Here is a 26,168-nt window from a genome sequence, read left to right on the forward strand (position 1 = left end):
TTTATCACTTATTGCGCCTTTCTTCACGAAAAGCTGTCACTTCTTTTCTCAGAATGAACGGCATCCGAAGCCAGCCCAAGGGCGAAGTCGCGTTGCCAAGCATCTTTGAGCCCAGTCGATAAGAGAGATGCCGGCGCATGCGGTCTGCCTCCTGTGCATCGCGATAGGAGGCGATCGACGGAAGCCTCTCCTTGCCGCGCTGTCGTCTTTCGGCGCGAAAGCGCTTAGCCTCCTTCGCCAGGCCCAAGGGCATCGTCAGCCAGCCACCGACGTTATACGAATGCTTGATCATGGTTGCCCCTAATCGGTAACTCAGTTGGCGACGGACACGATCTGCAGCACCGTAGTACTCCTCCTGGCGCTTTGCGATGGTTGCGCTGCTACTGGGTACGCGCCTCTCTCCCTCTTCCTGCATTCGTTGAATCCGATCAACTAGAGCGTTGATTTCCCTTTGCAAGCTGCCATTTCGCTTCTCCAGCACGGTCCGGCCTGCCTCCAATTCGGCAACCCGCGTTTCCGCCTTGCTCTTGTGCTGATTCGCGAGCTTCAACCGCTCGTCCGCTTGGTTTTGCTCCGCCGAGGTGGAGCTGCTCTTTTCAAGTGCCTTGCGAAGATCGATATGGCTACGCTCAAGTTCTTCTTGAACGCCCAGCAGCGTCGCTTCCATTTCCCGCCTCTGCATACGGAAGTTTGCCGACTCCTTGGTCAGAGCATCCAGATCTCTCTCAAGCTGCACAACTCTAGCGCCATCCTTCGAATGATCCTCGTTCAGTTTCGTCAACTTTTGCTGAGCGTCGGAAGCGCTCGACTTCTGATCTTGTAATTCCTTCTCGAGCTTTTCGAGCGCCTTTTTCCTGTCTTCTGAAAGGCTCAGGAACTGCGAAGCCCTCGTCGATTCCTCTAGCAAGTCATTGCGATAACGCTCATTTTGCTCTTGTGTTTCGTGCAGCTTATTGAGTTGTGCGAGACCTTCGTGCTGCACTTTTCCGAGCTTCTCATCCATCGTCTTCATTGATGCCTTTAGCGCATCAATTCTGGCAGCAAACTCTGACTCTCTCTTTTCCAGAGTGGCACGATGTTTCGTCTCGGTACGTTCAATCGCAACGAGCTCACGCCAAGCCCCGTGGACGAGGACCGATCCCTCTACGGAAACGGCAAGCGGTAGATTGGCAGCAGTCTGCAGTTCTTCATATAGCTGTTCAGCCGCCGGATACTCGCAAACTATCGCCTTCGCCAGATAGCTTCGGACTGCTCCTGTCGTGTCGGCCTTAGAGGAAAGAAGGTTTCTTAATGCGCTACCAGGAATCCCCAAGCCGTGCTGAGGTTCGTGACCAGCGGCATCATTGGCAGGGATTTCCAATAGCGACTTCATAGGCGCATTAATTCGCGCTTGCACCTGTTGAAGATAACCACTTGCCGACGCCCTCACCTGTTGTGCTTGGACAAGCAATGAGCGTTCAGCATTTCGGTAGAAGAAATGCAGCAAGGCTTCATTGTAGGCACACCACTCGGCCACTATCTCCTCGAGTGAATTGAAGTCATTTTCCGATTCGATTGATTGGGCAAGAAGACTTTCCGGCGAGTCGTATACCAAAACAAAGGCAATGTTCGGATCCAAATTCTTCCAGTAGTCGAGGAGTTGCAGCGCATGTGGGTCCGCCCAGCCCCAGAGCTTCTGTTCAATATTCCCGAGCATCAAATCCAGGGCCATACCGTGCCAGATCGGGCCCGCTTCCACTTGAGGAAGGCTGCGAACAGACTCGAGCGCCGTGCGATCAGGACATGGATGGGCCTTGAGGAGCATCGAGCTAATTTCAGCGGGTGTCAGCCCTTCCCTGCGTGAAGTCAATGCCGGAGCCATCCCGCATTTGATGAGAAGAGCCTCGACATCCTGATACTCGGAAGTGGGATGCCCCACGATCACTATCTTGTTCATATTATTCGCTCACCTGCATTCCACGATATGCATTTATACTTCCAATTTTCCCTGCGCCTAACGGCACCGAAAAATGCAAACTAACCAACCAGCGCGTCAACCGCAGCTTCCACCCAACGAGTCATTGACGTTAGATCAAACTCACCATAAGAGTCGATTGCAATAAGGCCTACTGCTGAAGCAAGCTGACCGCACCAACGCCAAATTCGAAAGTTTCGCGTCCTCAATTTGCCAATTTTCTTCTCTGCGTAGAAAGACAAATTTACCTGCGATGCGTAGATCAGGCCATTGCGGAATCGTGTGAAAGCCCTTGTATCAACCGGTGGCGATTCCAACCAGAAACTGTCTAACGATCCTTGATAGGTAATTCCCGGCTTTGCGTAAAAACACCGACCAAGTGCAATTACTGGAACCCGGTGATACAGGGCCTGCAAGCCGGTGGTCGAGTTAACGGTTACCAAACCACTGCATCGGTGCAGCAAAGAAGGCAAATGCGCGTCATGGATATATATAATGCGGTCAGTCGCGCCGAAGCGCGCTGCACAGTCTGCGATCGCCGCCGCATAGTTGGTATGTCCGCGGTCCATCGGATGATGCTTGACCACGAGCAGGCTGTCTGCAGGAGCGTGGTTCGCGAAAGAGTACACCGCCCATTCGATGAAGTCCTCGATGCGCCGCCATGGACTATGCACACGGATCTGGCTATCGTTGTATACCTGCAGCGCTACCAGAAAAAAAGGAGGGTGATTCTCTGCAAGGAGACGCGCCAAGATTTCGCGCTCGTCTGCGCGATAGCGATGTTTACGGTAGGCCGCCCGTAGCCACAGTCCAATCTCATGCAAGCCAAACGGCTTGTGATGGCGGTAGTGAGGATACTTCCGGCGATTGGCAATACCGCCACCAAAGTATAGGAACGAGTACCATGCCATTTTTCCGAAGGCATGTTTGAAGTGCTGTTTTTGCGTAGGCCAAGGTACGACAGGCAGTTCGCCTGCATCCCATGACGCAATTGGAGAGTCTGCATTGACGCCCCCACTTTCCAAAGTGATATAGTCCGGTCGCACATAGCCTTCCTCAAATACCCAGAAGGCGATGCACTGCTCCTTTGCCAAGCGTGCGGCGATGCGGTGATGCCGTCGACTGCTGCCGAATACCACAATCGCATCGACTTGCCGCTCCACTAGAATTTTTCGAAGGAACACTTCCCAAGCCGGCATGGACTGCCTAAATCGCTCGATTGAGCCGCGACGATAAAAAAGGTCGTCGCCGCCGTTGAAATTGACCTTACTTACGCGCCCCCCGGCCGTCTCGAGGTAATCGCGCAACCTGGCAAAGAAGGGGCCATTCGGGCCTTGCAGCAGCAGTACATGTCTGTACCTCGTCAACTGATGCAGCCCTGCCCGCTCCGGCCCACTGGAGCCTTGAATTGGGGCGTGCGCGACATCTCCGGGGTTAGAGTGCCCGGATATCGTCACGCGATTGCTGCTGCGATCATGACCAATTTCTCTGAACATCAGCATTGCCCGTTCCCTTCTTCCTCAATTCTTATTCTTGCTTGTACGCCGTTGCATCCCTCTTCCTGCTAAGCCTTGTCTACAGCGTGGCCTATGTCGCACGTTGCCGCGCGGCTACCCAGAAGCGCAACAATGGCCTCAATAGATTGGGCAAGAATCCGGATCCGGTCGTGGAGGCCTCTTGCCGCCACTCCAGCATATGACTCACTGCTTGCTCTGGCGTAGCGAAGCCCGCCTCACTATTGCGCAATACATAACGTGGATAGAGAATAAGAGTGCCGGCAACAAGCATGTCGAGTGTTAGCTTGCGGCGGCGTCGCTCCACAGACATCTTGTCGAAAGTCAGTCCCCAACCGGCATAGAATGGTGTGCCGTGCGTAGTTACCGGCTTGCCTCGCAGGAGCGCCTCAAAACCAGCCAACGATGTCAGCACGTGCACGCTGTCCACGGATTCGATCAACTGGTGCATCGGATAATCGATGACGAGTTCATCGCAACCAGCAGCAAGCGCGGCCTCTTTAGCACGGCTTCCGCGCAGGCCCGCCATGACGTCCGGATGAGGTTTGTAGACGAGGTAAGCCTCCGGCTCATCCGCTCGCACCGCCATGAGCAATTCGCGATTCGTTCGGATACCCAGTGCGCCATAACGCAATGAAGCGTCGCTTTCCACCTGCCCAACCACCAGCACAATTTTTCGCATGCCGGCCGGCCGTTGCCATTCACCCTGTCCGACGTTGTACTTGGTTAGCCGAGATCGCACTATAGATTCGCGTAGATTGCTAGCGCGCCGCAGCAGCAGTTCATCAAAATTTGAGCTCGCAAGGACTTGTTCCAAATCTGAGGATCTGGTCGCGTCGTAATAAATGCCGTTGCGATCAAAAACCCACGAAACGGGGCGTATCAACTGTGCACCCAGACCCACGGAACGCAAAAATCCATCCTCGACGGTGATCGTGGTGACATCCTCCCTGAACGGTTGACCTAGCTTGCGCCCCCATTGCAAGACGGTTGCGCCAGATGGGACTGCCTCCAATTTCCGATGGAAAGAAACCTGGGAACCCTGCAAGTAGTCACGCACAATGGGTCGCTTCCAGCGCGAAAAGCCGACGGCATGCAGACGGGCCGGAAACTGTTGATGCGTGCGACGCTGCAGTGCGAGATATGCGATCGCATCTTCCGGCTCGCAACGTTTGCCGCTATGGGGGTCCACATAACGCGTGTAGCGCACAAGCGCAGCAAATGCGAGTTGTGCCAGTGCAATGGGCTGCCGCCGCGCCGGGGCGGGTTGCGCATCGTGCGTCAGTCCCCATCCAGCATAAAAGGGCATGCCGAATGCGTGAACTGGTCGCCCATGCAGCAACGCTTCAAAGCCGACTTGGGATGTCACAGTAAATACAGCAGTTGCCGAACGAAGCAAAGGCACCACATGCACATTGTCCTGCAAGCGGCGAACGCCTGGGAAGCGCCCGGTTTCCAGCAATGCCCCGAGATAACCGCGCTTCCGCCCAAGAGATACTTCAGGGTGTTCCTTGACAATAATCTCGCAAGCCGGATAAGTCTCCTGCGCGGACACCAGCATGCGTTCGAAGCAGGCAGCATCCGCCATGCCATACTGTATGGAAGCGTCATTGGCTGTCTGGTCCACAACAAGTACGTACGGTCGCGCGGGTAGCACCTGCGGATCCGGTGCGTGGTTGTACTTGGAGATGCCGGATTCACGCCAAGCATGAATCAGTGCGTGCGCGCGGCTAGCCTCGTCGGGGCTCAACGGTAATTGCGCAAGTTGCTCGAGCAACGAGGGGCCAGTGGCGTCGTAGTAGATACCAACATCGTCGACCACCATCGAACAGGACGGAGATTCTGCGCCCGGAGAAATGGAACGCATGAAGCCATCCTCAAGGCGCAGGAACTGCTGCACCGCATGCCTCCGTACGTACTCCTCGGCGCGACGCGCGCTCGGCCTGCGCCCCCACGCGGCAATTCGGTTAGGTCGTTGCTTGGAAAGAAACGAACGCATCAATACCACTTCTTCACCAAGAAAGGCGTGCAAATGCTTGATGCGGTAGATGCCGCGAGAGAAGACGCCAAGCATGGCTAGTCTTGTTCCTCTATGGTCTAGGTATGTCGCCGCCGGTACCGAATTGCACTTACAGACCCAATACAACCTTCGCACTGATCGCAATCTGATAAAGAATCTGGAATACATCCTTAGCAAACTGGCGCGTCTTAAAGTCCACCTTCGGCAACACCATGATCTCGTCGCCCGCGCGCACCGCGTCATCCTTCTTGCCGTCCGAGAAGCTGCCGTCCCGATGCGCGATAATCACGCGCGACGTGTCAGCGTTCTGTGAGAAACCTCCGGCCTGCTGGATGAACTCATCCAGGTCCATGCTTTTGTCGTAGGCAACGGCATTGGGAAACAGCACCTCGCCGCTAACCATCACAAGACCATCCTTGACCGGTACGCGGAGGATGTCGCCGTTTTCAAGAAGCAGGTCGTTGCGAGCGGTGGACTTTGCAATCAGTGTCTGACCGGTCGGCTCAATCTTCTTTGCGCGTTCCACCCACTGCAGCATCAGCGCGGCTTCTTCCTTGCGCAGTTGAGCCTCCTCCGCCGTGCCGGAGCGCGCTGTCAATACACTGGACTCCAAGGTCTTTAGCGTCGCTCCGAGCAGCGCCTTCTGGCGCGCCTTCACGCTCTGGCGGAACAGCTGGATGCTTTCAGGATCCGATTCCGGCGTGTACTGGACCTGGCTGAGCAACTGGCCCATGCGGCTGCCGTATGGCAGGACGAATTCCTGCGGGCCGGTGTGTTCGCCTTCAACGCGGACAGTAATGGTTCCCGGCCGCTTGTCGGCAGTGAATTCAATCTCGTCGCCATCCCGCAGGTCGATCTGGTTGCCTTGAGAGATGGGGAAATACTCGACGTTCCGGATAGTCCCGGTATTGCGCACCACCCGCACGTTGGTGGCTTCAGGCAGCGGCTTGGCCAGGCGGACGAGCTGGTCGAGGCGGGCCTGTTCGCCCATGAACTCGAATCGCTTCGCGTTTTCTGCCAGACCGCTGACTTTCACGGTCTTCTTGCGGGACTGGACAAAAATGACATCGCCATTGTTCAGTTGCCGCGATGTCAGATCGCCCTTCAGCAGAAAGTCATACAGGTTGACGACCTCCAGCGTCTGGTTGCCACGCTTGATCGCGACATCCAAAAACGATCCGCGGTCCGGGTCGATACCGCCGGCCTGGTCGAGATAGCGCAGGACGCTGTCGCTCGACGTGCCGTCGTACATGCCGGGACGGCGAACAGCGCCGGTCACATACACGCGCACCGGTTGAGCTGCGAGCAGGCTGGCATAGATCGACACCTTGCTGGCAAACACCCGGCGCAGCGCGTTGCTGATTGCCGTCTGCAGGTTGCCGTTGGTGATGCCCTGCACGCGGAACGGGCCGATTTCGGGCAACAGGATGGTGCCGCCGGCGTCTACCGTCAGCACCGTGTCGACGTTGTAGCCATTCCAGATCCGTAGCTGGATTCGGTCACCGACGGAAATCACATGACTGGGATTAAAGACCGACGCGCTGTCGCGGCTGAACGCGCCGGTGAAGAGCTGTGCGCCAAAGGCGTCGCTCGCCATGTTGGCGGTGTAGTCGTTGTTCTGCGGAGCGCTCTCTGGCAGAAGAGTTTCGGTGCGAGCAGGGACCATGGGCGCAGCAGCGGCCCCCGTGCTGAACGTGGTGCCAGGTGACGTGCCGCCCTGTGCTGCAATGACCGCGTAATCCATTTGCCCGATGGCGGGCGACTGCGCCATGCGCGTTCCGGTCTGCGCGAGAGCGCTATTGACGGCCGCGAGTCCTGCGGCTGCCACTGCGAGGGTGATGATTCTTCTAAGCATGACTAGTCCCGGTGGTCGCGGATGATGGCGCTCATCAGTTGCACGACGCCAGCAAGCATCAACGTCATCAGGACAAAGACCACGATGTTGTAAATGCGCCTGGGTTGAAGCGGATATTCCGGGCGCGTCGGGCTTTGCACGACGGCCACGTTCTTGAGTTTGCGCGTCGCCTCGATGCGCGCTTTTTCCAGCGCGCCGATGGCGGTCTTGTAGATATCGAAGGCGAATTCCGCCGCGGCTTGCAGGCGGTCGTGCTCTTCCACGACGCGGTTCAGGCCGCGGCCTTTCGTAGAGACCATCCGGCCGCGCTGCTCTGCCATCTGGCGCTCGACCGCGGCGATCTGGGCGTCAATCTGCTGGATCGCCGGGGACTGGGGCGTAAAGACGTCCTTCAGGGAATTCCGCTTGACATGCAGTTCGGCAAGGGTTGCCTCGGCGTTTGCCACCACGGTCGAGAGGCTCTCGACTTCGCCGCGCGGCGATACCAGGCCATTGGCGTTCTGGTAGGCAACCAGCGCCTGGCGTGCCGCCTTCAGGCGTTCGCCCTGGTCGTGTACCTGCTTCTCGATATAGACCACCTGCTCGCTGGCGATGCGGTGCGTCATCTCGTTCATGAAGCGTTCGCCGTCGCGGACCAGTTCGGTGCTGACGGCGTGGGCCATTTCCGAGGTGTACGCCTGCACCTTGATAACTAAAACGCGGGCGAAGTCATCGTATTCGACGCTCACGCGTTTCAGGTAGTAATCATGGAAACGCTCAAGCGATGCATCCTCGAACCAAAGCCGGGACAACGGGTCCCGGCCGCTGTCCGCGTAGTGCTTGCGCAGGCCCAGGCGCTCGTCCAGCTTCTTGAGCATGTCCGCGGAGAGCAGGTACTCCCGCAGCAGCAGCAGGTCCTGTGGCGCGGTATTGCCGACCAGCAGCGAAGTGAAGTCGGTCGCACTGGCACCCACGCCGTCGCTGCGCTCGATGACAACGCGCGCTTCCGACACATAGAGGTCGGAGGCAATCACGCTCCAGTACACAACGGCGACAAGGCAGGCGGCGATAGCCACCTGCCAGATGCGGTTCAGGCTGTTCATGCGTGTCAGGCGGCCAATTTGCCCTGCGGCGCCCGACGTAATCGTCTTCATCATGCTGTGATGCTTTCCCTGTACTCGCGCAGTGCATCCTCGACGGAATCGAACCAATGCGCGCGGCCCTGATGCAGCCAGACCGCCGCCTGGCAAAAGTTTTTCAGTGTGGATTCGCTGTGCGAGACCATCACCAGGCCTGCCCGGCCGGCGAGATCTTCGAAGGCTTTCTGGGACTTTCGCTTGAACGCCGCATCACCGACCGCTGTCAGCTCGTCCACCAGGTAGGTATCGAAATCAAAGGCAAGCGACATGGCGAAGGCCAGGCGCGATCGCATGCCGGAGGAATAGGTCTTTACCGGGTCATCGAAGGCGTCGTTCAGTTCAGAGAACTCGCGCACGAACTCGAGCTTGTCGGCAAGGCCATCGCTGATGCCATGGATGCGGCAAACGAATTTCGTGTTCTGCCGGCCGCTGAGCGAGCCCTGGAATCCGCCGGACAGCCCGAGCGGCCACGAGACCCTGCAGTTGCGCTCGATGCGCCCGCTGTTGGGCTGGTCGATCCCACCGACCAGCCGCAACAGCGTGGACTTGCCTGCGCCGTTCGCGCCAATCAGCGCCACGCGGCTCCTGGGCGGGATACACAGCGATACGCCCTTCAGCACCCACTTGGAGCCATGGGCGGTGCGATAGCGCTTGTGCACGTCGGTGATTTCGATCATTGCGCCGTCAGCCTGGTTGCGTATCGCATATGCAGGGCCAGGCCGAGGAATACCGTGACCAGTGCCCAGAAGGCCAGGAAGCCGAGGCTGATATGTGCTTCGCCGCGGTACGCTGCGAACCAGCCGCCGCGCATGGCTTCGAGCCCGTGCGTGATCGGGTTCACCAGCACGGCGTTGCGCATGCCCAGCGGCAGGCTGGACACCGAATACATGACGGCGGACAGGAAGTAGAGCGGCGTGAAAGCGATCTTGATGAGCTTGCCCAACCCCGGCAGGAGCGTGCCGATCACGGAAAGCATCAGACCAAGGCCAAGCCCGAAGGCCCACAGAAGGAACGCCGACCACATGACGAGCAGTGGGTCGGCCGGTCGTACGTCGATGTCGAGCAGTGCAAGCGCGGCCAGCAGTACCGCGCCGACGATGACGTACAGGAATGCTTCGACTGCGGCACGAACCAGTACGGTATCGACCGGCTGTACTTGCCGGTAAGAGAACAACGCCTGGTTCGCAGCGATGGCTTCCATGCCTCGTTGGGCAATGTTCCGGACCAGGAAGAATCCCCACACGCCGACAAGGATGAAGACTTCAATGTTTGCGTCCTGCCTCACCTGGTGCCGGATCACGCCGAAGACCACCATCAGGAAGACGATGTGGGCCGACGGTTCAAGCAGGATCCAGAGCCAGGCCGCGCGCCCCCCCGCCAGGCGACCAGTGGCCTCGCGCAAGAACAGCGCCTTCCAGACGGAAACCGCGACCGAGACGTCCGACCGGACCGAGGTCCGGCTCATTGCTTTAGGTCGCTCAGGGCAGTGGCACCCAAGCCGCAAGCCGCGAAAACATGTGCGCCAACCGGCACTTTTATGTGAGGCATTGTGTCGAATGCCGCCGGCCGATAAAGCCTCTTTGTCGAACCCTGTGGCGATGCCTTCGAGCGTCGCACCGGGTTGGTGCGAGGACGCCGGCCGACCACTGAACTACAGGCTGCGGGCATGCTGCCGGCGACCACTCCCCGATTTGCTCCACGCATTATTCGTTTGTGTTTTTTTCTGACCCGGTGGTGTTTTGCGCCACCGCTACTTTTGCAGCGCGCAATAATACGGGGCAGCCGCGGTGCTGGCAACATCTGGTAACAATTTCCCACACATGCCCCCCAAAAGGGGGATGACGGCACATTTGACTGCAACTAGATGCATTTTGATCCACTCGGCGAACGATGAGTGGCCCACTCAGCACTACTGAAATCCGCGCCAGGCTTGGGTCTTGGGGCTGCTTACCATAATTTTATTGCACCGCACAATCAGATTAATCCTATTCTTCGCCAGAGATACGAGATAATCGCATGACCAATTAATTATTCAAAATATTTCCCCTCCGCAAAATAGTTGGAGAAAATATTCAATCAAATCGATCCAAGTGAAAATAGTTAATCTATGTAACCCATCAGTCATAAATGATGATGGGGGTAAGTCACGTGGTGAAGTTCCGATGGCACCGGCTCGGACTGCTGGGCGAAGGCCCATGTGCGCCGCCCTGCCTATCGTCTGTGGGGAATCGCACCGACGCAGACTTCTCGGAATTTGTCACTGAGAACTAGGCGGAAACCCTGGCCTATTTCAGCGGATGCAGAAAACACGAACCTGCTTTGTGGTGCAGTGGATCACAGGTGGGTTAAGACACGTCCGGGTACGCCCTACTTTGTAGTCGCCGCATTGTCTGCTCCGCGCGGAACCTTAAAAGTCGTGCAGCGGATTCGGAGTTTTCTGAACTCGCCTTCCGCGCTGCAGCCGGTCCGTTCGACTCGATCCGCGAAAAAAAAGCGGCAAACATTTGCCGCCATCCAGTAGACAATTGCGTGCTCAGCGAGAGCCGGGGAGTCGATGGTCGTTGTACGTCAGCAACAACATCGGGGCACAACAAGCCTTCTCGCCCCACCGTCAGCTACCCCAACCGATACCAATAGCACCCATCCGCGCCCAGCTCCCGCACCGCTTCTCCCCGATGCAGCAGGTAGTTCAGATGCGCGATGCTCTCCCCCGTCGCCATCCCCAGCAACCCGCCCGCCCCCGTGATCGGCCGTGAAAACAGCTCGCCGAACACATCAACCGCCCGCTTCGGCTCTGCCAGTGCTCCACGCAGCCGGTCCAGCGCCTGCATCTGGCTTGCCCGCAGGTAGTCGATGCGGGCGTGCAGCCCGCGGAACGGCTCGTTGTGGGCCGGCAGCACCAGCACATCGTCCGGCACGGCCGCCTTGACCTTGTCCAGTGACGACAGCCAGTCTTCCATGGGATCGGCGTCGGGTTCGGTCGGAAATACCGACACATTGGATGAGATCTTGGGCAACACCTGGTCGCCGGAGACGAGCAGCTTCAGTGAGGGGCAATAGAGGCAGGCATGCTCCGGCGAATGGCCGGTGCCAACGACGACTTTCCAGTCGTGGTCGCCGATGCGGAGGGTGGCGCCGTCTTCCAGACGCCTGAAGCTTTCCGGCAAGGCGTGGACGAATTTGCCGAAGCCGCCGAAGCGGGTCCGGTAGACCTCGATGGCGTCGTCGTCCCAGCCGGCGCGGCGGTAGAACTCGATGGCGTCGTCTGGCGCGGCGCGTCCGGTATCGGCGGCCAGCACGCGGCACATCAGGTATTCCATCCGGGTCATCCACAGCTGGCAGCCAAACTTGCGCCTGAGCCAGCCGGCCATGCCGATATGGTCGGGATGCATGTGGGTGACAAAGAGCCGCGTCAGGCCGTCTGACAGCGCGCCGCCGTCGCCGAACAGCGTGCGCCAGGCCTGCGCCGTTTCAGGCGTCTGCAAGCCGGAATCGACCGCGGCCCAGCCTGAGCCGTCTCGGATGGCCCAAAGGTTGATGTGGTTCAGCCCGAGCGGCATCGGCATGCGCAGCCAGAGCACGCCGGGAACGATCTCGCTGGCGTGGCCGGGCTCGGGCGCGTCGCCGCAGGGATAGTCCAGTTCGGGCTTCTTGAGGGGAGTGGAGACAGCGGCGGTATCGTTGGCGGGGGCGCTCATATTGGTCTCGGCGGGGGCCGGGCGTGTGCCGGAGGCCGGCATGCGCCTGTTCCGGCGTTCTGGATACCCCTCACCTTAGCCGAGACGGCAGATTCTTGCCACGGCGGCTGTGCACCCTCCGCGGCCGCGGGGCCGGCGCTTGCCAGAATCCGCCAATAGTGACCGTTCAGGGCGCCGGCAGCACCTTCCCCGGATTCAGCAGGTTCATGGGATCCAGCGCCCGCTTCACCTGCCACATCAGTTCCAGCTCGACCTGCGACTTGTACCGCACCAGGTCGTCCCGCTTGGCCACGCCGATGCCATGCTCGGCCGACACCGAGCCGTTGCCGGCATAAGCCAGGCCATCCACCAGCGTCGACACCGGCTCATACCACTGCGCCAGGAAATCCCTGGCCGCCTGGTCCCGGGGCCGCAGCGGGTTGAAGTGGACGTTGCCGTCGCCCATGTGCCCGTAGATCACCATGCGCGCGTCCGGCACCAGTTCCAGCACCCTGGCCGAAGCCTCTTCCACAAACGCCGCGATGCGCGACAGCGGCACCGAGACATCGCACTTGATGCTGCCGCCGGTACGCGTCTGCGCGTCGGAGATCTCTTCGCGGATGCGCCAGAAGTTCTGGACGTCGGACAGGCTGGCGGCAACGGCGGCATCCAGCACCAGCCCCTGGCCGAAGCCGGACTCCAGGATCTCCATCAGCGTGGCGTTGAGGCTTTCGGCGTCGGTGCCGGAAGTCAGCTCGACCAGCACCATCCAGTCATGGCGGTCCTGCAGCGGCGCGGCGACGTTGCCGAGGTATTCCAGCACCAGTTCCAGCGCGGGCCGCGAGATCAGCTCGAAGGCGCTGACGGCATGGCCGGAGAGGCGCTTGGCTTCGCCGAGCAGCGCCACCGCGGCGGCCGGGTCCTTGACCGCGACCAGCGCCACGGCGGTGCTGCGCGGCTGCGGCATCAGCTTTAGCACCGCGCCAGTGATGATGCCGAGCGTGCCTTCGGCGCCGACAAACAGATGCTTGAGGTCGTAGCCGGTGTTGTCCTTGCGCAAGCCGCGCAGCGACGAGAAGACGCGCCCGTCGGGCAGCACCGCTTCGATGCCGAGCACGAGGTCGCGCATATTGCCGTAGCGCAGCACTGCAGTGCCGCCGGCATTGGTCGACAGGTTGCCGCCGATCTGGCACGAGCCTTCGGAACCGATGCGCAGCGGGAACAGGCGCCCTTCCGCTTCGGCGGCGCCGCGCGCGGCGCTCAGCGTGACGCCGGGCTGCACGGTCAAGGTGTCATTGATGGTGTCGACCTCCAGCACGCGGTTCATGCGGCTCAGGTTGACGACCACCGCGGTGCCGCTGTCGTCGGGCACGGCGCCGCCCATCAGCGAGGTGTTGCCGCCCTGCGGCACCACCGGCACGCGCTTGGCATGGCACCACTGCAGCACCTGGCTGACCTGTTCTGTCGACGACGGCAGCACCACCACCTGCGCCTGGCCGCGGTAGATGCCGCGGTAGTCGGTGACGTAGGCCTGGGTGTCGGCCTCGCCGGTGCGGCAGGCGTTGGCGCCGACGATGGCTTCCATCGCGCGCAGCGTGGATTCCTGGGTGTTGGGTACGGCTTGCATGGTTTGTCCTGGAGCGGGTCCGCGGGTCAGTACGCGGCGGAAGGCTTGTCGGCGGCAGCGTCGGCCTCGGCCGCTTTTTGCTCGCGGAACGATGCCGCCAGCTTGCGCGCGGCGTTGGCATAGACCAGCACATCGACGCCGGTGGCCACGAAGGTGCAGCCGAGTTCGAGGTAGCGGCGCGCGAGTGCGGGATCGGAGGTCAGCGTGCCGGCGGCCTTGCCGCTGGCGATGATGGTGCGCATCGCGCCTTCGATCGCTGCCTGCACTTCGGGATGGCCGGGGCGGCCGCGATAGCCCATCGATGCGGCCAGGTCTGCCGGGCCGATAAAGACGCCGTCGACGCCGTCCACCGCGCAGATGGCTTCCAGGTTCTGCAGCGCGGTGACGGTCTCGGCCTGCACCAGCAGGCAGACCTCGTCATCGGCCACGTCGAGGTAATCGGTGCGCGAACTCCAGCGCGAGGCCCGCGCCACCGCGCTGCCCACGCCGCGGATGCCTTGCGGCGGATAGCGGGTGGCGCCGACGAGCGCGCGCGCCTGCTCGGCGGTGTCGACCATCGGCACCAGCAGCGTCTTGGCGCCGATATCGAGCAGTTGCTTGATCAGGGCCACGTCGCCGGACACGGCGCGCACCACCGCCTGCGACGGGTAGGAGCCTACCGCTTGCAATGCCTGCAACGTGGTTTGCACGTCGTTGGGCGCATGCTCGCCGTCGATCAGCAGCCAGTCGAAGCCGGCGGTGGCCGAGACCTCGGCCAGGTACGGCGTGGCCATCGACAGCCACAGGCCGATCTGCGGCTGGCGCGCGGCCAGCGCGGTCTTGAAGGGGTTGTCTGCGGGCATGTGGATTGTTCCTGTTCGATCTGGCGATTGCGTGGCGTTTGCCCGGCGCTTCAGCCAAGCTGGCCCTGGCAAAGGTATTTGGTGTGCATGTAGTCGTCCAGGCCGTGGCGCGAGCCTTCGCGGCCGTAGCCGGATTCCTTGACGCCGCCGAACGGCGCAGCCTCGGCGGCGATGGCACCTTCGTTGATGCCGACCATGCCGGTCTCAAGCGCCTGCGCCACGCGCCAGATGCGGCGCACATCGTTGGAATAGAAATACGCGGCCAGCCCGAACGGCGTGTCGTTGGCGTCGCGGATGACTTCAGCTTCGTCGCGGAAACGGAAGATCGGCGCAACCGGGCCGAAGGTCTCTTCGCACGACAGCTCCATCGCCGGCGTGGCATCGACCAGCACGGTCGGCGCATAGTAGTGCGGACCATCTTCCGTGCGCACGCGCTTGCCGCCGGTGACCACGCGAGCGCCACGAGCGACGGCGTCTTCGACGTGGCGGGCGATCTTGTCGACGGCGCGCGCATTGATCATCGGGCCGATCTGCGCGGCCTCTTCCGTCGCGGGGCCTACGTGGAGCGCGCCGACGCGCTGCGCCAGCCGCTCGACAAAGTCGTCGTGGACCGCCTCATGGACATAGACGCGGTTCGGGCAGACGCAGGTCTGGCCGCCGTTGCGGAACTTGGACGCCATCAGGCCGTCGACCGCGGCATCCAGGTCGGCGTCCTCGAACACGATGAACGGTGCATTGCCGCCCAGCTCCAGCGACAGCTTCTTCAGTGTGGCGGCGGACTCGCGCGCCAGGTGCTTGCCCACTGGCGTGGAGCCGGTGAAGGTGATCTTGCGCACGCGGCTGTCGAGCAGCCAGGCATCGACCACGCCGGGCGTATGTTCGCGCGAGGCGGTGACCATGTTGAGCACGCCCGCCGGAATGCCGGCCTGCTGTGCCAGCCATGCCAGCGCCAGCGCCGTCAGCGGCGTGTCTTCGGCGGGCTTGGCCACCACGGTGCAGCCGGCGGCCAGCGCGGGAGCGATCTTGCGGGCGATCATCGCCAGCGGAAAATTCCACGGCGTGATCGCGGCGACCACGCCTACCGGCTCCTTGAGGACCAGCAGTTTGCGGCCCGGCACCGCTTCCGCGACGATGTCGCCGCAGATGCGGGTCGCTTCCTCGGCGAACCATTCGACGTAGGAGGCGCCGTACTGCACCTCGCCGCGCGCTTCCTTGAGGGGCTTGCCTTGCTCGGTGGAGATGATGCGCGCCAGGTCTTCCTGGTGCTGCAGGATCAGTGCATGCCAGCGCTTGATCAGCTGCGCACGCTCGCGCGCGGTGCGCCGGCTCCAGGCCGGGAATGCGGCGGCGGCGGCGTCCACCGCCAGGCGCGCATCGCCGGCATCGCTGTCGGGCACGCTGGCAAAGGCCTCGCCGGTGGCGGGGTCGGACACGGGCAGGCGAGCGCCGAGGCCGGCATCGCGCCATTGGTCGTCAATCAGGTTCTGGGTGCGCAGCAGCGCGGGCTCGGCAAGGTTCAGGGCCATCGGAAATCGGGAAAGAATGGTGAAACGGCCGGCAATCAGCTGACGATGCCGAGGTGCCAGGGTACGAACTCGTTGTCGCCCAGGCCCAGCAGCTCGCTCTTGGTCGGCTCGCCGGAAGCGGCGCGCAGGATATGCTGGAAGATGCGCTCGCCCATCTCGGGCACGGTCAGTTCGCCGTCGAGCACGAGCCCGCAGTTGATGTCCATGTCCTCTTCCAGCCGGCGGTACATGGCGGAGTTGGATGCGAGCTTGATGGTCGGGGCGGGCTTGGAGCCGAACATCGAGCCGCGGCCGGTGGTGAAGCAGATCAGGTTGGCGCCGCTGGCGATCTGGCCGGTCACGGCGACCGGGTCATAGCCGGGCGAGTCCATGAAGACAAAGCCGGCCTGGTCGATCGGCTCGGCATACTCGTACACCGCCTGCAGCGGCGTGGTGCCGCCCTTCATCGCCGAGCCCAGCGACTTCTCGAAGATATTGGCCAGTCCGCCCTGCTGGTTGCCGTGGCCGACCACCCCGTTGAACTGCGCGTTCTGGCCGGCGGTGTAGCGCTCCCACCAGGCCAGCCGGTCGAGCAGCTTCTGCCCGACCTCCGGCGTGACGGCACGGCGCGTCAGCATGAATTCAACGCCGTGGATCTCCGGCGTCTCCGACAGGATGGCGGTGCCGCCATGGCGCACCAGCAGGTCCATGGCCGCGCCCAGCGCCGGGTTGGCGCTGATGCCCGAGAAGCCGTCCGAGCCACCGCACTCCAGGCCGATCTTGAGATGGCTGGCCGAAACCGGCTGGCGCACCGCGGTGTTGGCCGCGGGCAGCATCGCCTCCACCGCGCGGATGCCCGCCGCGATGGTGGCGCGCGTGCCGCCGGTGTCCTGCATCACCAGCGTATGCACCGCGGGTCCGGGCTCGAGGCCCTGCGATTCAACCAGCGATGCGACCTGGTTGCGCTCGCAGCCCAGCCCGACGATCAGCACGCCAGCGAGGTTGGGATGACGCGCATAGCCTGCCAGCGTGCGCCGCAGCACGTCGAAATGCTCGCTCGGGGACGACATGCCGCAGCCGCTGGTCTGCGCGAACGCGACCACGCCATCGACATTGGGAAAGGCCGCCAGCCGCTCCGGGGTGAAATGTGCGGCAATCTGCCGGATCACCGTCGACGAGCAGTTGACCGAAGACAGGATGCCGATGAAATTGCGCGTGCCGACGCGGCCATCGGCACGCACGAAGCCGTTGAAGGTGGCGCGCTGCGCCTCGGGCACGTAGTCGACCGGACGCACGTCCTGGCAGAACGCCGGGTCGCGATAGAAATCGACCAGCGTCAGGTTGTGCGAATGCACGTGCTCGCCGGGCACGATATCGCGCGCGGCCACGCCGATCACGGTATCGAACTTGCGCACCGGCGTGCCCGCCGCAATGGCGCACGCCGCGATCTTGTGGCCGGCCGGCACCTGCGCGCGCACGCGCACCGCGGGTTCGGCAAGCTGCTGGCCCAGCGACAGTTCATGCCGGGCGACCAGCACGTTGTCGTTGGCGTGCAGGCGGATGACGGGATTGGGCTTCACTTGTGATTCGCTTGGTTGGACGGCTGGTGTGGCGACAGGTGGTGCGACTGCGCTCAGCTTTGCTGCAGCAGTTCCTTGAGCTTCAGGCGCTTGATCAGGTCGGTTTCCTGCGCATAGACGCTGGCCACGTACTTCTTGTAGTCGGGGCCGTCCAGGTACATCAGCGGCGCATCCAGTCGTGCCGCGACCTGCTTGAATTCATTGCTCGCCACCGCGGCACGGAACGCATCGCGCAGCGTCTTCTCCACCGCGGGCGGCAGACCCTTGGGCGCGCCGATACCGTTGGGCGCTTCCACCACCACGTTGTAGCCGAGCTCCTTCAGCGTGGGCGTGTCCTTGAAGCGCGATGCGCGCTGCTCGCCCCAGGTCGCCAGCAGGCGCAGCTTGCCGGCTTCCACGTGCGGTGCCCACGAGCTGGAATCGGCGAGCAGTTCCACCTGGCCCGCCAGCACGTCCTGCAGCGCGGCGGCGCCGCCCTTGTAGGCGATCGCGTTGAACTGCACGCCCGCGGCCAGCGCAAACTGCTCCATGCCGACATGGGTCGCGCCGCCGATGCCGGCGTGCGCATAGGTGATCTTGCCGGGGTTCGCCTTGGCTGCCGCGACCACGTCCTGCAGCGTCTTGTAGCGCGAGTTGGTCGGCACGGCGATGCCGAAGGTCTGGCCCGACGTGCGCGCCAGGTAGGTCAGCTCGGTGCGCGGGTCCAGCGGCAGCATGCCGAGCTGGGCGAAGCGCGTGACCGAGATCGGGATCTGGCCGATGGTGTAGCCATCCGGCGTGGCGCGCGCCAGCGCCTTGGTGCCGATCATGCCGGAAGCGCCGGCGCGGTTTTCCACCACGATCGACTGCTTGAGAATGCCGCTGGCCACCTGGCACAGCGCGCGCATCGACTGGTCCGCCGTGCCGCCGACCGGCCACGGGCAGATAAAGGTGATGGGACGCTCGGGATACGCGGAGGCCAGCGCGCGCGAGCCCGGCAGCAGCACGCCGGCGGCACCGGCAGCAACGCCGGCGGCAGCGCCGATGAGCAGGTTGCGGCGCTTCAGGTCGATGGGGAGTCCTTGGGTCATTTGCGGGTGTCTCCGTTTTGATTATGGGCGACCGGTGCAGGCCCGGCGTCGTCATGCCAGGCATTCTGTCGCGGTCGAACATAACAATCCAATCAGAAACTGGCATTGCTTCATAACGTTTCCGTTAGGTAGACTGCGGCCATGGTCAAGATCGATCGCGCGCTGCGCTCCAACATCAAGCTGCGCCATCTGCAATTGCTGGTGGCGCTGGATGAATTCCGCCACCTCGGGCGGACCGCGGAATTCCTGTCGGTGAGCCAGCCCGCGGTGTCACGCGTGCTGACCGAAGTCGAGAAGATGCTGGGGCTGACGCTGTTCACGCGCTCGACGCGCGGCACCGAGCCCACGCCCGCCGGCGAATCGCTGGTGCGCTTCGCGCGCTCGGTGCTGGCACAGTACGAGCAGACCCGCGACGAGATCGCGGCGGTGCAGAGCGGCGCGTCGGGGCGCGTGCAGGTGGGCTCGATGGGCGCCGCCCTGCCGGTCCTGCTGGCGCGCGCGGTGGGGCTGCTCAAGGACCGCCATGCGCGTGCCACCGTGCTGGTGGAGGAAGGCGACCTTACGCACCTGCTGCCCAAGCTGCGCCTGCGCGAGCTGGACCTGATCGTCGGCCGGCTGGAGCCAGGCTATGCGGCGCCGGACCTGGTGACCGAGGCCTTGTATGACGAGCCGATGGTGGTGGTGGTCAAACGCGGCCACAAGCTCGCGCGCAAGGCGCGGCCGGGGTGGGCCGACCTGGCCGCAATGCCGTGCGTGCTGCCGCCGCCGTGGGCTTCGCTGCGGGTAAAGATCGAGCAGGCGTTCTACCGCTACGGGCTGCATCCGCCGCAGGACGTGATCGAGACATCGTCCTACCTGGCGCTGGCTACCTTCGTCGGCCAGCGCGGCGCGGCCGCGTTCATGGCGCAATCGGTGGCGCGTGCGATGCAGGCCGAAGGCAAGCTGCAGGTGCTGTCGATGGAGGTGCCGGTGGAACTGCCGCCGGTCGGCATCATCACGCTGCGCGAACGCGCGCCGTCGCTCAGCGCCGAGCAGATGCTGGCCTGCCTGCGCCAGGCCGCCGCGGAAGGCGCCTAGCCGCGCGCCAGCAGCGCCGGCACCGAAGTCGCCAGCAAGGCCACGCCGGACGCCGTCAGCAGCGTCAGCACGACCTTGCGGAAGGTGGCCTCGCTGATGCCCAGGTACAGGCGCGTGCCGAGCAGCGTCGGCACCAGCATGGCGGGCGCCACTACCAGGAACATCGGCAGCATGTCGGGCGTGACGATGCCCTTGCCGACATAGGCAGCCATCGTCATCGCCAGCGTGGCGAGGTTGAAGTTCTGGATCACCGCGCGCTGCTCATCCTTGTCGAAGCCGCGCAGCGTGCACCACAACGTCGGGATCACGCCGGTGAAGCCGCCGATGCCACCCATCACGCCCCCGGCCGCGCCGGCCACGCCGTCGGCCACGCGGCCGCCCACGCCGATGCGCGGCAACTGGCGCGCCATCAGCATAACCGGGCACCACAGCGTCAGGAAGCCGCCCAGCACGACCTTGAACCACAGCGCATCGAGCATCGGCAGGACCGCCACGCCGAGCGGTATGCCAGCCACGCCGCCGGCCACGAACGGCCACAGCCGCCGCCACGACAAACCGCGCCGCACCGATGCCGCCGCCAGCAACTGGCCGGTGAGCGCGCCGAACACCGTCATTGCCGCCGCCAGCCGGGGCTCGATGGCCCAGGCCCAGAACGACATCGCCACCATGCCGAAGGCAAAGCCAGACAGGCCCTGGACAAACCCGGCGACGGCGGCGCCGGTGATCACGATCAGCAAGGTGGAATCCATGGAGACAAGACGCGCGCCACCACTGTGGGCGCCAGACAAGGCATCGGGGCAAGCGCGTGACTATGCACTTCTTTGCCGGGCATGTCAGCAGTGCTACCTGCTGCACCGCGCAAAACTGATACGGTGATTTTTCCAAGAGGTGATGCTGTTATTGCCGACGGCCAATCGGTAGGATGCTCCCTGGCAGTCGGCCCAACCTGTGCCTCGCGCTCTGCGGCGAAATGTCACCCGGCCGGCCCGCTGCCCATCGCGCGGCACGCGGCGTACACTACGCTCACCGCACGCGCCTACGGCCCGCGCCCCCGGCGCCCCCGCCGGCCGGCCGGCCTGCCCCCCGCAGTGCCGCGCCCGTCCCGCAGGCGTGCGCCAGGCCAGCGCCACGGAGAACAATTATGTTTGGTTTGACCGCGCTCGACCTCGCCCGCATCCAGTTTGCCTTCACGATTTCCTTCCACATCGTCTTTCCCGCGATCACCATCGGCCTGGCCGCCTACCTGGCGGTGCTCGAAGGCTGCTGGCTGCGCACGAAGCGCCCGCATTACCGCGACCTCTACCACTTCTGGTCCAAGATCTTCGCCGTCAACTTCGGCATGGGAGTCGTCTCCGGGCTGGTGATGGCCTACCAGTTCGGCACCAACTGGAGCTTCTTCTCCGAGTTCGCCGGCAGCATCACCGGGCCGTTGCTGACCTATGAAGTGCTGACCGCCTTCTTCCTGGAGGCCGGTTTCCTTGGCGTGATGCTGTTCGGCTGGAACCGGGTCGGGCCTGGCCTGCATTTCTTCTCCACGGTCATGGTGGCGCTGGGCACGCTGATTTCCGCCACGTGGATCCTGGCGTCGAACAGCTGGATGCAGACCCCTGCCGGCTTCGAGATCATCGACGGCCGCGTGGTGCCGACCGACTGGTTCGCGGTCATCTTCAACCCGTCCTTCCCCTACCGCCTGCTGCACATGAGCGTGGCGGCGTTCCTGGCCACGGCGCTGTTCGTCGGCGCCTCGGCGGCGTGGCACCTGCTGCGCGGCCGCGACAACCAGGCCATCCGCAAGATGCTGTCGATGGCAATGTGGATGCTGCTGATCGTCGCGCCGGTCCAGGCCGTGATCGGCGACCTGCACGGCCTGAACACGCTCAAGCACCAGCCCGCCAAGATCGCCGCGCTGGAAGGCCACTGGGAAAACCATGGCAACGAAGCGCTGCCGCTGCTGCTGTTCGGCTGGCCCGACATGCAGCGCGAGGAAACCCGCTTCGCGGTCGAAGTGCCGCGCCTGGGCAGCCTGATCCTGACGCACACCTGGGACGGGCAAATCAAGGGGCTGAAGGAATTCGCCCCCGAGGACCGGCCTAATTCCACCATCCTGTTCTGGTCCTTCCGCGTGATGGTGGGCCTGGGGCTGCTGATGATCGCGCTGGGCGCCTGGAGCCTGCTGTTGCGCCGGGGCGAACGGCTGTACCGCGCCCGCGCCTTCCTGCATATGGCGCTATGGATGGGCCCGGCGGGCGTGATCGCGATCCTGGCCGGCTGGTACACCACTGAAGTCGGCCGCCAGCCGTGGGTGGTCTACGGACTGCAGCGCACTGCCGACGCGGTCTCGCCGCACGGCGTGCCCGAGCTGGCGCTGACGCTGGGAATCTTCGTGATTGCGTACTTCTTCGTGTTCGGCGTCGGCATTGCCTACATGATGCGGCTGGTGCGCAAGGGGCCGGTGCTGGAAGCGCCAAGGCCGGAAGGTGGCCCGGGACGCGAGCATACGCCTGCCCGCCCGCTCTCCGCCGTGGACGACGACGAAGTCCTCGCCCCCAACCCCGCCGCGAGCACCCGGAGCTGACACCATGGGCATCGATCTCTCCCTTCTCTGGATCGTCATCATCTTCTTCGGCGTGATGATGTACGTGGTGATGGACGGCTTTGACCTGGGCATCGGCATGCTCTTTCCGTTCGTTCCCGACCGCCATGACCGCGACGTGATGATGAACACGGTGGCGCCGGTCTGGGACGGCAATGAAACCTGGCTGGTGCTGGGCGGCGCCGGGCTGCTGGCAGCGTTCCCGCTGGCGTACTCGGTGGTGCTGAGCGCGCTCTACCTGCCGCTGATGCTGATGCTGCTGGGACTGATATTCCGCGGCGTGGCGTTCGAATTCCGCTTCAAGGCCAACGACCGCGAACGCCCGGTGTGGGACGCGTCCTTTATCCTGGGCTCGGCCACCGCCAGCTTTTTCCAGGGCGTGGCGCTGGGCGCCTATATCGACGGCATCAAGATGGAAGGCCACCGCTTTGCCGGCGGCCCGCTGGACTGGCTGGCGCCCTTCCCGCTGTTCTGCGGCGTCGGGCTGGTGGTGGCGTACACCGTGCTGGGCAGCACCTGGCTGATCATGAAGACCGAAGGCGACCTGCAGCAGCGCATGATCAGGCTGGCCGGGGCGCTGGCGTGGCTGCTGCTGGCGGTGATCGCGGTGATCAGCCTGTGGACGCCGCTGACGCATGCGGAAATCGCCGAGCGCTGGTTCAGCCTGCCGAACCTGTTCTGGTTCTCGCCCGTGCCGATCCTGGTGGCGCTGTGCATGCTGATGCTGATGCGGGCGCTGCGCCGCGAGCCGAACATGGCGCCGTTCCTGTACGCGCTGGGACTGGTGTTCCTGGGCTACAGCGGGCTGGCGATCAGCGTCTGGCCCAATATCATCCCACCCGGGATCTCGATCTGGGACGCGGCCGGGCCGCCGCAGAGCCAGGGCTTTGCGCTGGTCGGGGCACTGTTCATCATCCCCTTCATCCTGATGTACACGGTGTGGGCCTACTACGTGTTCCGCGGCAAGGTCCGCCACGGCGAGGGCTATCACTGATGGCCGCGCCGACGTGGCTGCGCCGGCTGGGCTGGCTGGTGCTGATCTGGCTCGCCAGCGTGGCGGCGCTGGGGGTGGCGGCATGGGCGCTGCGGATGGTCATGCAGAGTGTGGGATTTCGCAGCTGAGGTGTGAGTTCGTGGGCCAGGCGGTGGACGCCATGGAGGAAGTCCATCGGCGTCCACGAGTTCAGCGCAGCGACCTGAATGCCGCCCTGAGCTCCTGGGCGAAGATCACCGGCTGCTCCCATGCGGCGAAGTGGCCGCCTTTCTCAACCTGGTGGTAGTAGATGAGGTTGGAGTACGCCTTCTCTGTCCAGCTCCGCGGCGCCCGATATTGCTCGCCGGGGAACACGCTCACTGCCACAGGGATCTTGACGCCTTTGGCATTAAAGAAGCCGCCCTTGTATTCCCAGTAGAGACGAGATGCGGAGACTCCGGTGTTGGTCAGCCAGTACAACGTGATGTTGTCAAGGATTTCATCACGCGTCAGTTCGCCTGTGGCGCTCGTGGTCCGGTCCAGGGCCGAGGCGACCGCCGCGGCTGGCTGGCCGTCCGCATCATTGTGGTCGAGAAGCCAGGCGGCGAGGCCCACGGGTGAATCGGCAATGCCGTAGAGCGTCTGCGGACGCGATCCCATTATCCGTGCGTAGTCCACTGCCTTGAACGTAAGGGCGAGCTGCTCGTAGGCACGATTTTCCTCCGCTGACAGACCGGCAGGCGCGGGAGCGCCGATCTGGAGCGCCTTGTCGACGTCGGCTGGAACCGTCGCGGGCATGTTGGTGTGGATGCCAAGCAGTCCCGCGGGAGCCTGCAAGCCCATCTGATCGACGACAAACGCACCCCAGTCGCCGCCCTGAGCCACGTATTGCTTATATCCGAGACGGTGCATCAGCTCCGCCCAGGCACGGGCCATGTGCTCGGGCCCCCAGCCTGTGCTCGTCGGCTTTGCCGAGAAGCCGTAGCCCGGCATCGACGGGATGACGACGTCGAACGCCTCTTCCGCCTTCCCGCCATGAGCGACCGGGTCCGTCAGCAATCCGATGAGCTTGATCTGTTCGAGCACGGAGCCGGGCCAACCGTGATTAATGATCAATGGAAGCGCATTGGGCTCTTTCGAGCGAACATGGATGAAGTGGATGTCAGCCCCGTCGATGGTCGTGACGAACTGTGGAAAGGCATTCAGTTTCGCTTCCGCCTTTCGCCAGTCATAATCCGTCGCCCAATAGCGCGCGAGCTTCTGCATGGTCGCGAGTGGCACGCCCTGCGAGGAGTCTGCAACGGTCTCCCGTTCCGGCCATTGCGTTGCGGCGATCCGCCGACGAAGCTCGTCAATGGTTTCCTGCGACACATGGATCTTCGGGAAAGGACGGATCGACTCGTTTTCAGCCGTTGCGCGCTGGGCCGCGGAGGCCTGGCCAGCAGCCGGGACGGCATGCGCATGACTGAAGGCAGTGGCCAGGGTAAGGCCAAGTACAGCCGCGGCCGATGCAAGAAGGCGCCGCCGGGTTGGCACTGACGATGATTTAAGCATGGTGATCTTCCGAATAAGAGCGCGAGTCTGCGACGCGCTCTGTTAGCGTTAGCGTATTGATGTGGCTGGGATTGGCGTCATAGCCATGAGCTCCATCTGCCAGCGCGCTGAGGGGCTTCAGGCTGACCGCGAAGCTGAATGTTGGCAAGGCGATGGCGCGCACGCGACAACCCACCGCCCGGCCTTTAAACCTGCCGATCCACCCTGACGCGAAAAGTCTGGCGCTCTACGCCCGCCTCTTCGACGGGCAGCGTGGGGCACCTTTGCTTACGCCGGCAGTTCCTGGCCAGATTGCTCCCGGACGATGTACTCGGCGTACCAGTCCGGCCAATTCTCATCGTGCTTGCCGCCGTTGCGCTTTTCGTGCTCGCCGTGCGCGGCCGCTGCACGCCGGAGCGCTGCCGCGAGTTCCGTCGACGAGGCAAAGGTCGTGTCCGCATTCACGCGTCCGGGCAATCGCGCGGTGACCTCCTGCAGCAGCCAACCGTTTCCGTCCGGGTCGCGGAAGGTGGCGTACGACGAGTAGGTCTGCCGCTGCGGATGCGGGCCACTCTGGGGAGGTTCCCCCACGCCACGGTGGAACACTTCGCTAACGTCGACACCGAGATCGACGAGCTCGGTGCGCGCAGCCTGAATGTCGGACACGACGAGATAGAGTCCCTGCGCCGAACCCGGCAACGCCGACGTGATTCCCGTACCGAAGTGAATCGAACACGGCGAGCCCGGAGGCGTGAACTGCAGGATCCGGAACGCTTCGCCCTTGGTGAAGTCGGCGTCGAGCTTCCAGCCCAGGCCGCCGTAGAAGCGCTTGGCGCGATCCACGTCCGAAACGGGGATCACAACGACTTCGAGCTTCATGTCATTAGTGGCAATAGTCTTCACAATTGAACTCCTTCAAAGGAATGGCGTCGGCTGGGTCGGGCCAAAACCGGCATACGGCTTCAGTGCAATGACCTTTGGGGGTTCAAGAAACCCGGATTTCACCAAAGGCAAGTTGGAAAATCTGGTCCGGAGGCTCTCCGCATCGTCGCTCTCGGCAACGATGCATGCGCCACCATCGCCCCGCAGCCAGATCTGCCTGACGATGCTGTCGGCATAGAGGTGGCGGATAACTTCGGACTCGGCTTCGCGCTCGTCGCGTGTGGGTGCCTGTCGGGGAGCGGGGACAGCGAGTGAGACCAGTACAAGAAATTGCATGGGGGATCTCCT

21 protein-coding genes are annotated in these 26,168 nt (G+C 63.1%); 4 read left to right on the forward strand and 17 right to left on the reverse strand.

Annotation, left to right across the window (positions count from 1 at the left end):
• Window positions 1–4: 4 nt before the first annotated feature.
• The 13 genes from VSR71_RS30025 to VSR71_RS30085 form a co-directional block, all read right to left on the reverse strand.
• Entirely contained in the window at window positions 5–1,936 is a 1,932-nt protein-coding gene (locus VSR71_RS30025) for a hypothetical protein (RefSeq protein ID WP_342917205.1), read from the reverse strand.
• Between the two features lie 80 nt (window positions 1,937–2,016).
• Complete coding sequence (locus tag VSR71_RS30030) at window positions 2,017–3,456, reverse strand: capsular biosynthesis protein (protein WP_342917206.1); 1,440 nt, start codon at window positions 3,454–3,456, stop codon at window positions 2,017–2,019.
• A gap of 85 nt (window positions 3,457–3,541) precedes the next feature.
• Entirely contained in the window at window positions 3,542–5,542 is a 2,001-nt protein-coding gene (locus VSR71_RS30035) for a capsular polysaccharide biosynthesis protein (RefSeq protein WP_342917207.1), read from the reverse strand.
• 55 nt (window positions 5,543–5,597) lie between these two features.
• Complete coding sequence (locus VSR71_RS30040) at window positions 5,598–7,343, reverse strand: polysaccharide biosynthesis/export family protein (RefSeq protein WP_342917208.1); 1,746 nt, start codon at window positions 7,341–7,343, stop codon at window positions 5,598–5,600.
• Window positions 7,344–7,345: 2 nt separating this feature from the next.
• Window positions 7,346–8,479 (reverse strand): chain-length determining protein, encoded by a 1,134-nt coding sequence (locus VSR71_RS30045; protein WP_342917209.1) that lies wholly within the window; start codon window positions 8,477–8,479, stop codon window positions 7,346–7,348.
• Entirely contained in the window at window positions 8,476–9,138 is a 663-nt protein-coding gene (locus VSR71_RS30050) for an ABC transporter ATP-binding protein (protein ID WP_342917210.1), read from the reverse strand. The genes VSR71_RS30045 and VSR71_RS30050 overlap by 4 nt, the downstream gene beginning before the upstream one ends.
• Complete coding sequence (locus VSR71_RS30055; protein ID WP_342917211.1) at window positions 9,135–9,926, reverse strand: ABC transporter permease; 792 nt, start codon at window positions 9,924–9,926, stop codon at window positions 9,135–9,137. Before VSR71_RS30055 ends, VSR71_RS30050 begins: the two co-directional genes overlap by 4 nt.
• Before the next feature lie 1,150 nt (window positions 9,927–11,076).
• On the reverse strand, window positions 11,077–12,159 hold the full coding sequence (locus VSR71_RS30060) for an MBL fold metallo-hydrolase (protein WP_342917212.1): 1,083 nt from the start codon (window positions 12,157–12,159) through the stop codon (window positions 11,077–11,079).
• Between the two features lie 166 nt (window positions 12,160–12,325).
• Window positions 12,326–13,723, reverse strand: coding sequence for an FAD-binding oxidoreductase (locus VSR71_RS30065; protein ID WP_428979477.1), 1,398 nt, complete (start codon window positions 13,721–13,723; stop codon window positions 12,326–12,328).
• Window positions 13,724–13,791: 68 nt separating this feature from the next.
• Window positions 13,792–14,607 (reverse strand): 4-hydroxy-2-oxoheptanedioate aldolase, encoded by an 816-nt coding sequence (gene hpaI / locus VSR71_RS30070; RefSeq protein WP_342917214.1) that lies wholly within the window; start codon window positions 14,605–14,607, stop codon window positions 13,792–13,794.
• Between the two features lie 50 nt (window positions 14,608–14,657).
• Window positions 14,658–16,133, reverse strand: a complete 1,476-nt coding sequence (locus tag VSR71_RS30075) for an NAD-dependent succinate-semialdehyde dehydrogenase (protein ID WP_342917215.1) — start codon at window positions 16,131–16,133, stop codon at window positions 14,658–14,660.
• Between the two features lie 35 nt (window positions 16,134–16,168).
• The gene (locus VSR71_RS30080) at window positions 16,169–17,692 is read right to left on the reverse strand and encodes an altronate dehydratase family protein (RefSeq protein WP_342917216.1); all 1,524 of its coding nucleotides are present in this window, start codon (window positions 17,690–17,692) and stop codon (window positions 16,169–16,171) included.
• A gap of 53 nt (window positions 17,693–17,745) precedes the next feature.
• Window positions 17,746–18,762, reverse strand: a complete 1,017-nt coding sequence (locus VSR71_RS30085) for a tripartite tricarboxylate transporter substrate binding protein (RefSeq protein ID WP_342917217.1) — start codon at window positions 18,760–18,762, stop codon at window positions 17,746–17,748.
• 141 nt (window positions 18,763–18,903) lie between these two features.
• Between VSR71_RS30085 and VSR71_RS30090 the strand changes: the two genes are divergently transcribed.
• On the forward strand, window positions 18,904–19,839 hold the full coding sequence (locus VSR71_RS30090; protein WP_342917218.1) for a LysR substrate-binding domain-containing protein: 936 nt from the start codon (window positions 18,904–18,906) through the stop codon (window positions 19,837–19,839).
• Here VSR71_RS30090 and VSR71_RS30095 read toward each other — a convergent pair.
• The gene (locus VSR71_RS30095) at window positions 19,836–20,588 is read right to left on the reverse strand and encodes a sulfite exporter TauE/SafE family protein (RefSeq protein ID WP_342917219.1); all 753 of its coding nucleotides are present in this window, start codon (window positions 20,586–20,588) and stop codon (window positions 19,836–19,838) included. The two genes, VSR71_RS30090 and VSR71_RS30095, sit on opposite strands and share 4 nt — an antisense overlap.
• Window positions 20,589–20,980: 392 nt before the next feature.
• Between VSR71_RS30095 and VSR71_RS30100 the strand changes: the two genes are divergently transcribed.
• From VSR71_RS30100 to VSR71_RS30110, 3 genes are read left to right on the forward strand one after another with little or no spacing between them, the layout of a single operon-like run.
• Complete coding sequence (locus VSR71_RS30100; protein WP_342917220.1) at window positions 20,981–22,414, forward strand: cytochrome ubiquinol oxidase subunit I; 1,434 nt, start codon at window positions 20,981–20,983, stop codon at window positions 22,412–22,414.
• A 4-nt stretch (window positions 22,415–22,418) separates the two neighbouring features.
• Window positions 22,419–23,426, forward strand: coding sequence for a cytochrome d ubiquinol oxidase subunit II (gene cydB, locus VSR71_RS30105; protein ID WP_342917221.1), 1,008 nt, complete (start codon window positions 22,419–22,421; stop codon window positions 23,424–23,426).
• Complete coding sequence (locus tag VSR71_RS30110; protein ID WP_342917222.1) at window positions 23,426–23,554, forward strand: DUF2474 domain-containing protein; 129 nt, start codon at window positions 23,426–23,428, stop codon at window positions 23,552–23,554. The genes cydB and VSR71_RS30110 overlap by 1 nt, the downstream gene beginning before the upstream one ends.
• Before the next feature lie 61 nt (window positions 23,555–23,615).
• Here the strand turns inward: VSR71_RS30110 and VSR71_RS30115 are convergent, their stop codons facing one another.
• The 3 genes from VSR71_RS30115 to VSR71_RS30125 form a co-directional block, all read right to left on the reverse strand.
• Window positions 23,616–24,959 carry an epoxide hydrolase gene (locus VSR71_RS30115; protein ID WP_342917223.1) on the reverse strand — a complete coding sequence of 448 codons (1,344 nt, stop codon included), beginning with the start codon at window positions 24,957–24,959 and terminating at the stop codon, window positions 23,616–23,618.
• Between the two features lie 267 nt (window positions 24,960–25,226).
• Entirely contained in the window at window positions 25,227–25,817 is a 591-nt protein-coding gene (locus VSR71_RS30120; RefSeq protein ID WP_342917224.1) for a VOC family protein, read from the reverse strand.
• A 36-nt stretch (window positions 25,818–25,853) separates the two neighbouring features.
• The gene (locus VSR71_RS30125) at window positions 25,854–26,156 is read right to left on the reverse strand and encodes a hypothetical protein (RefSeq protein ID WP_342917225.1); all 303 of its coding nucleotides are present in this window, start codon (window positions 26,154–26,156) and stop codon (window positions 25,854–25,856) included.
• Window positions 26,157–26,168: the final 12 nt, after the last annotated feature.

Source organism: Cupriavidus oxalaticus, assembly GCF_038900635.1.
In the GTDB taxonomy this organism is placed as follows: Bacteria; Pseudomonadota; Gammaproteobacteria; order Burkholderiales; family Burkholderiaceae; genus Cupriavidus; species Cupriavidus oxalaticus_B.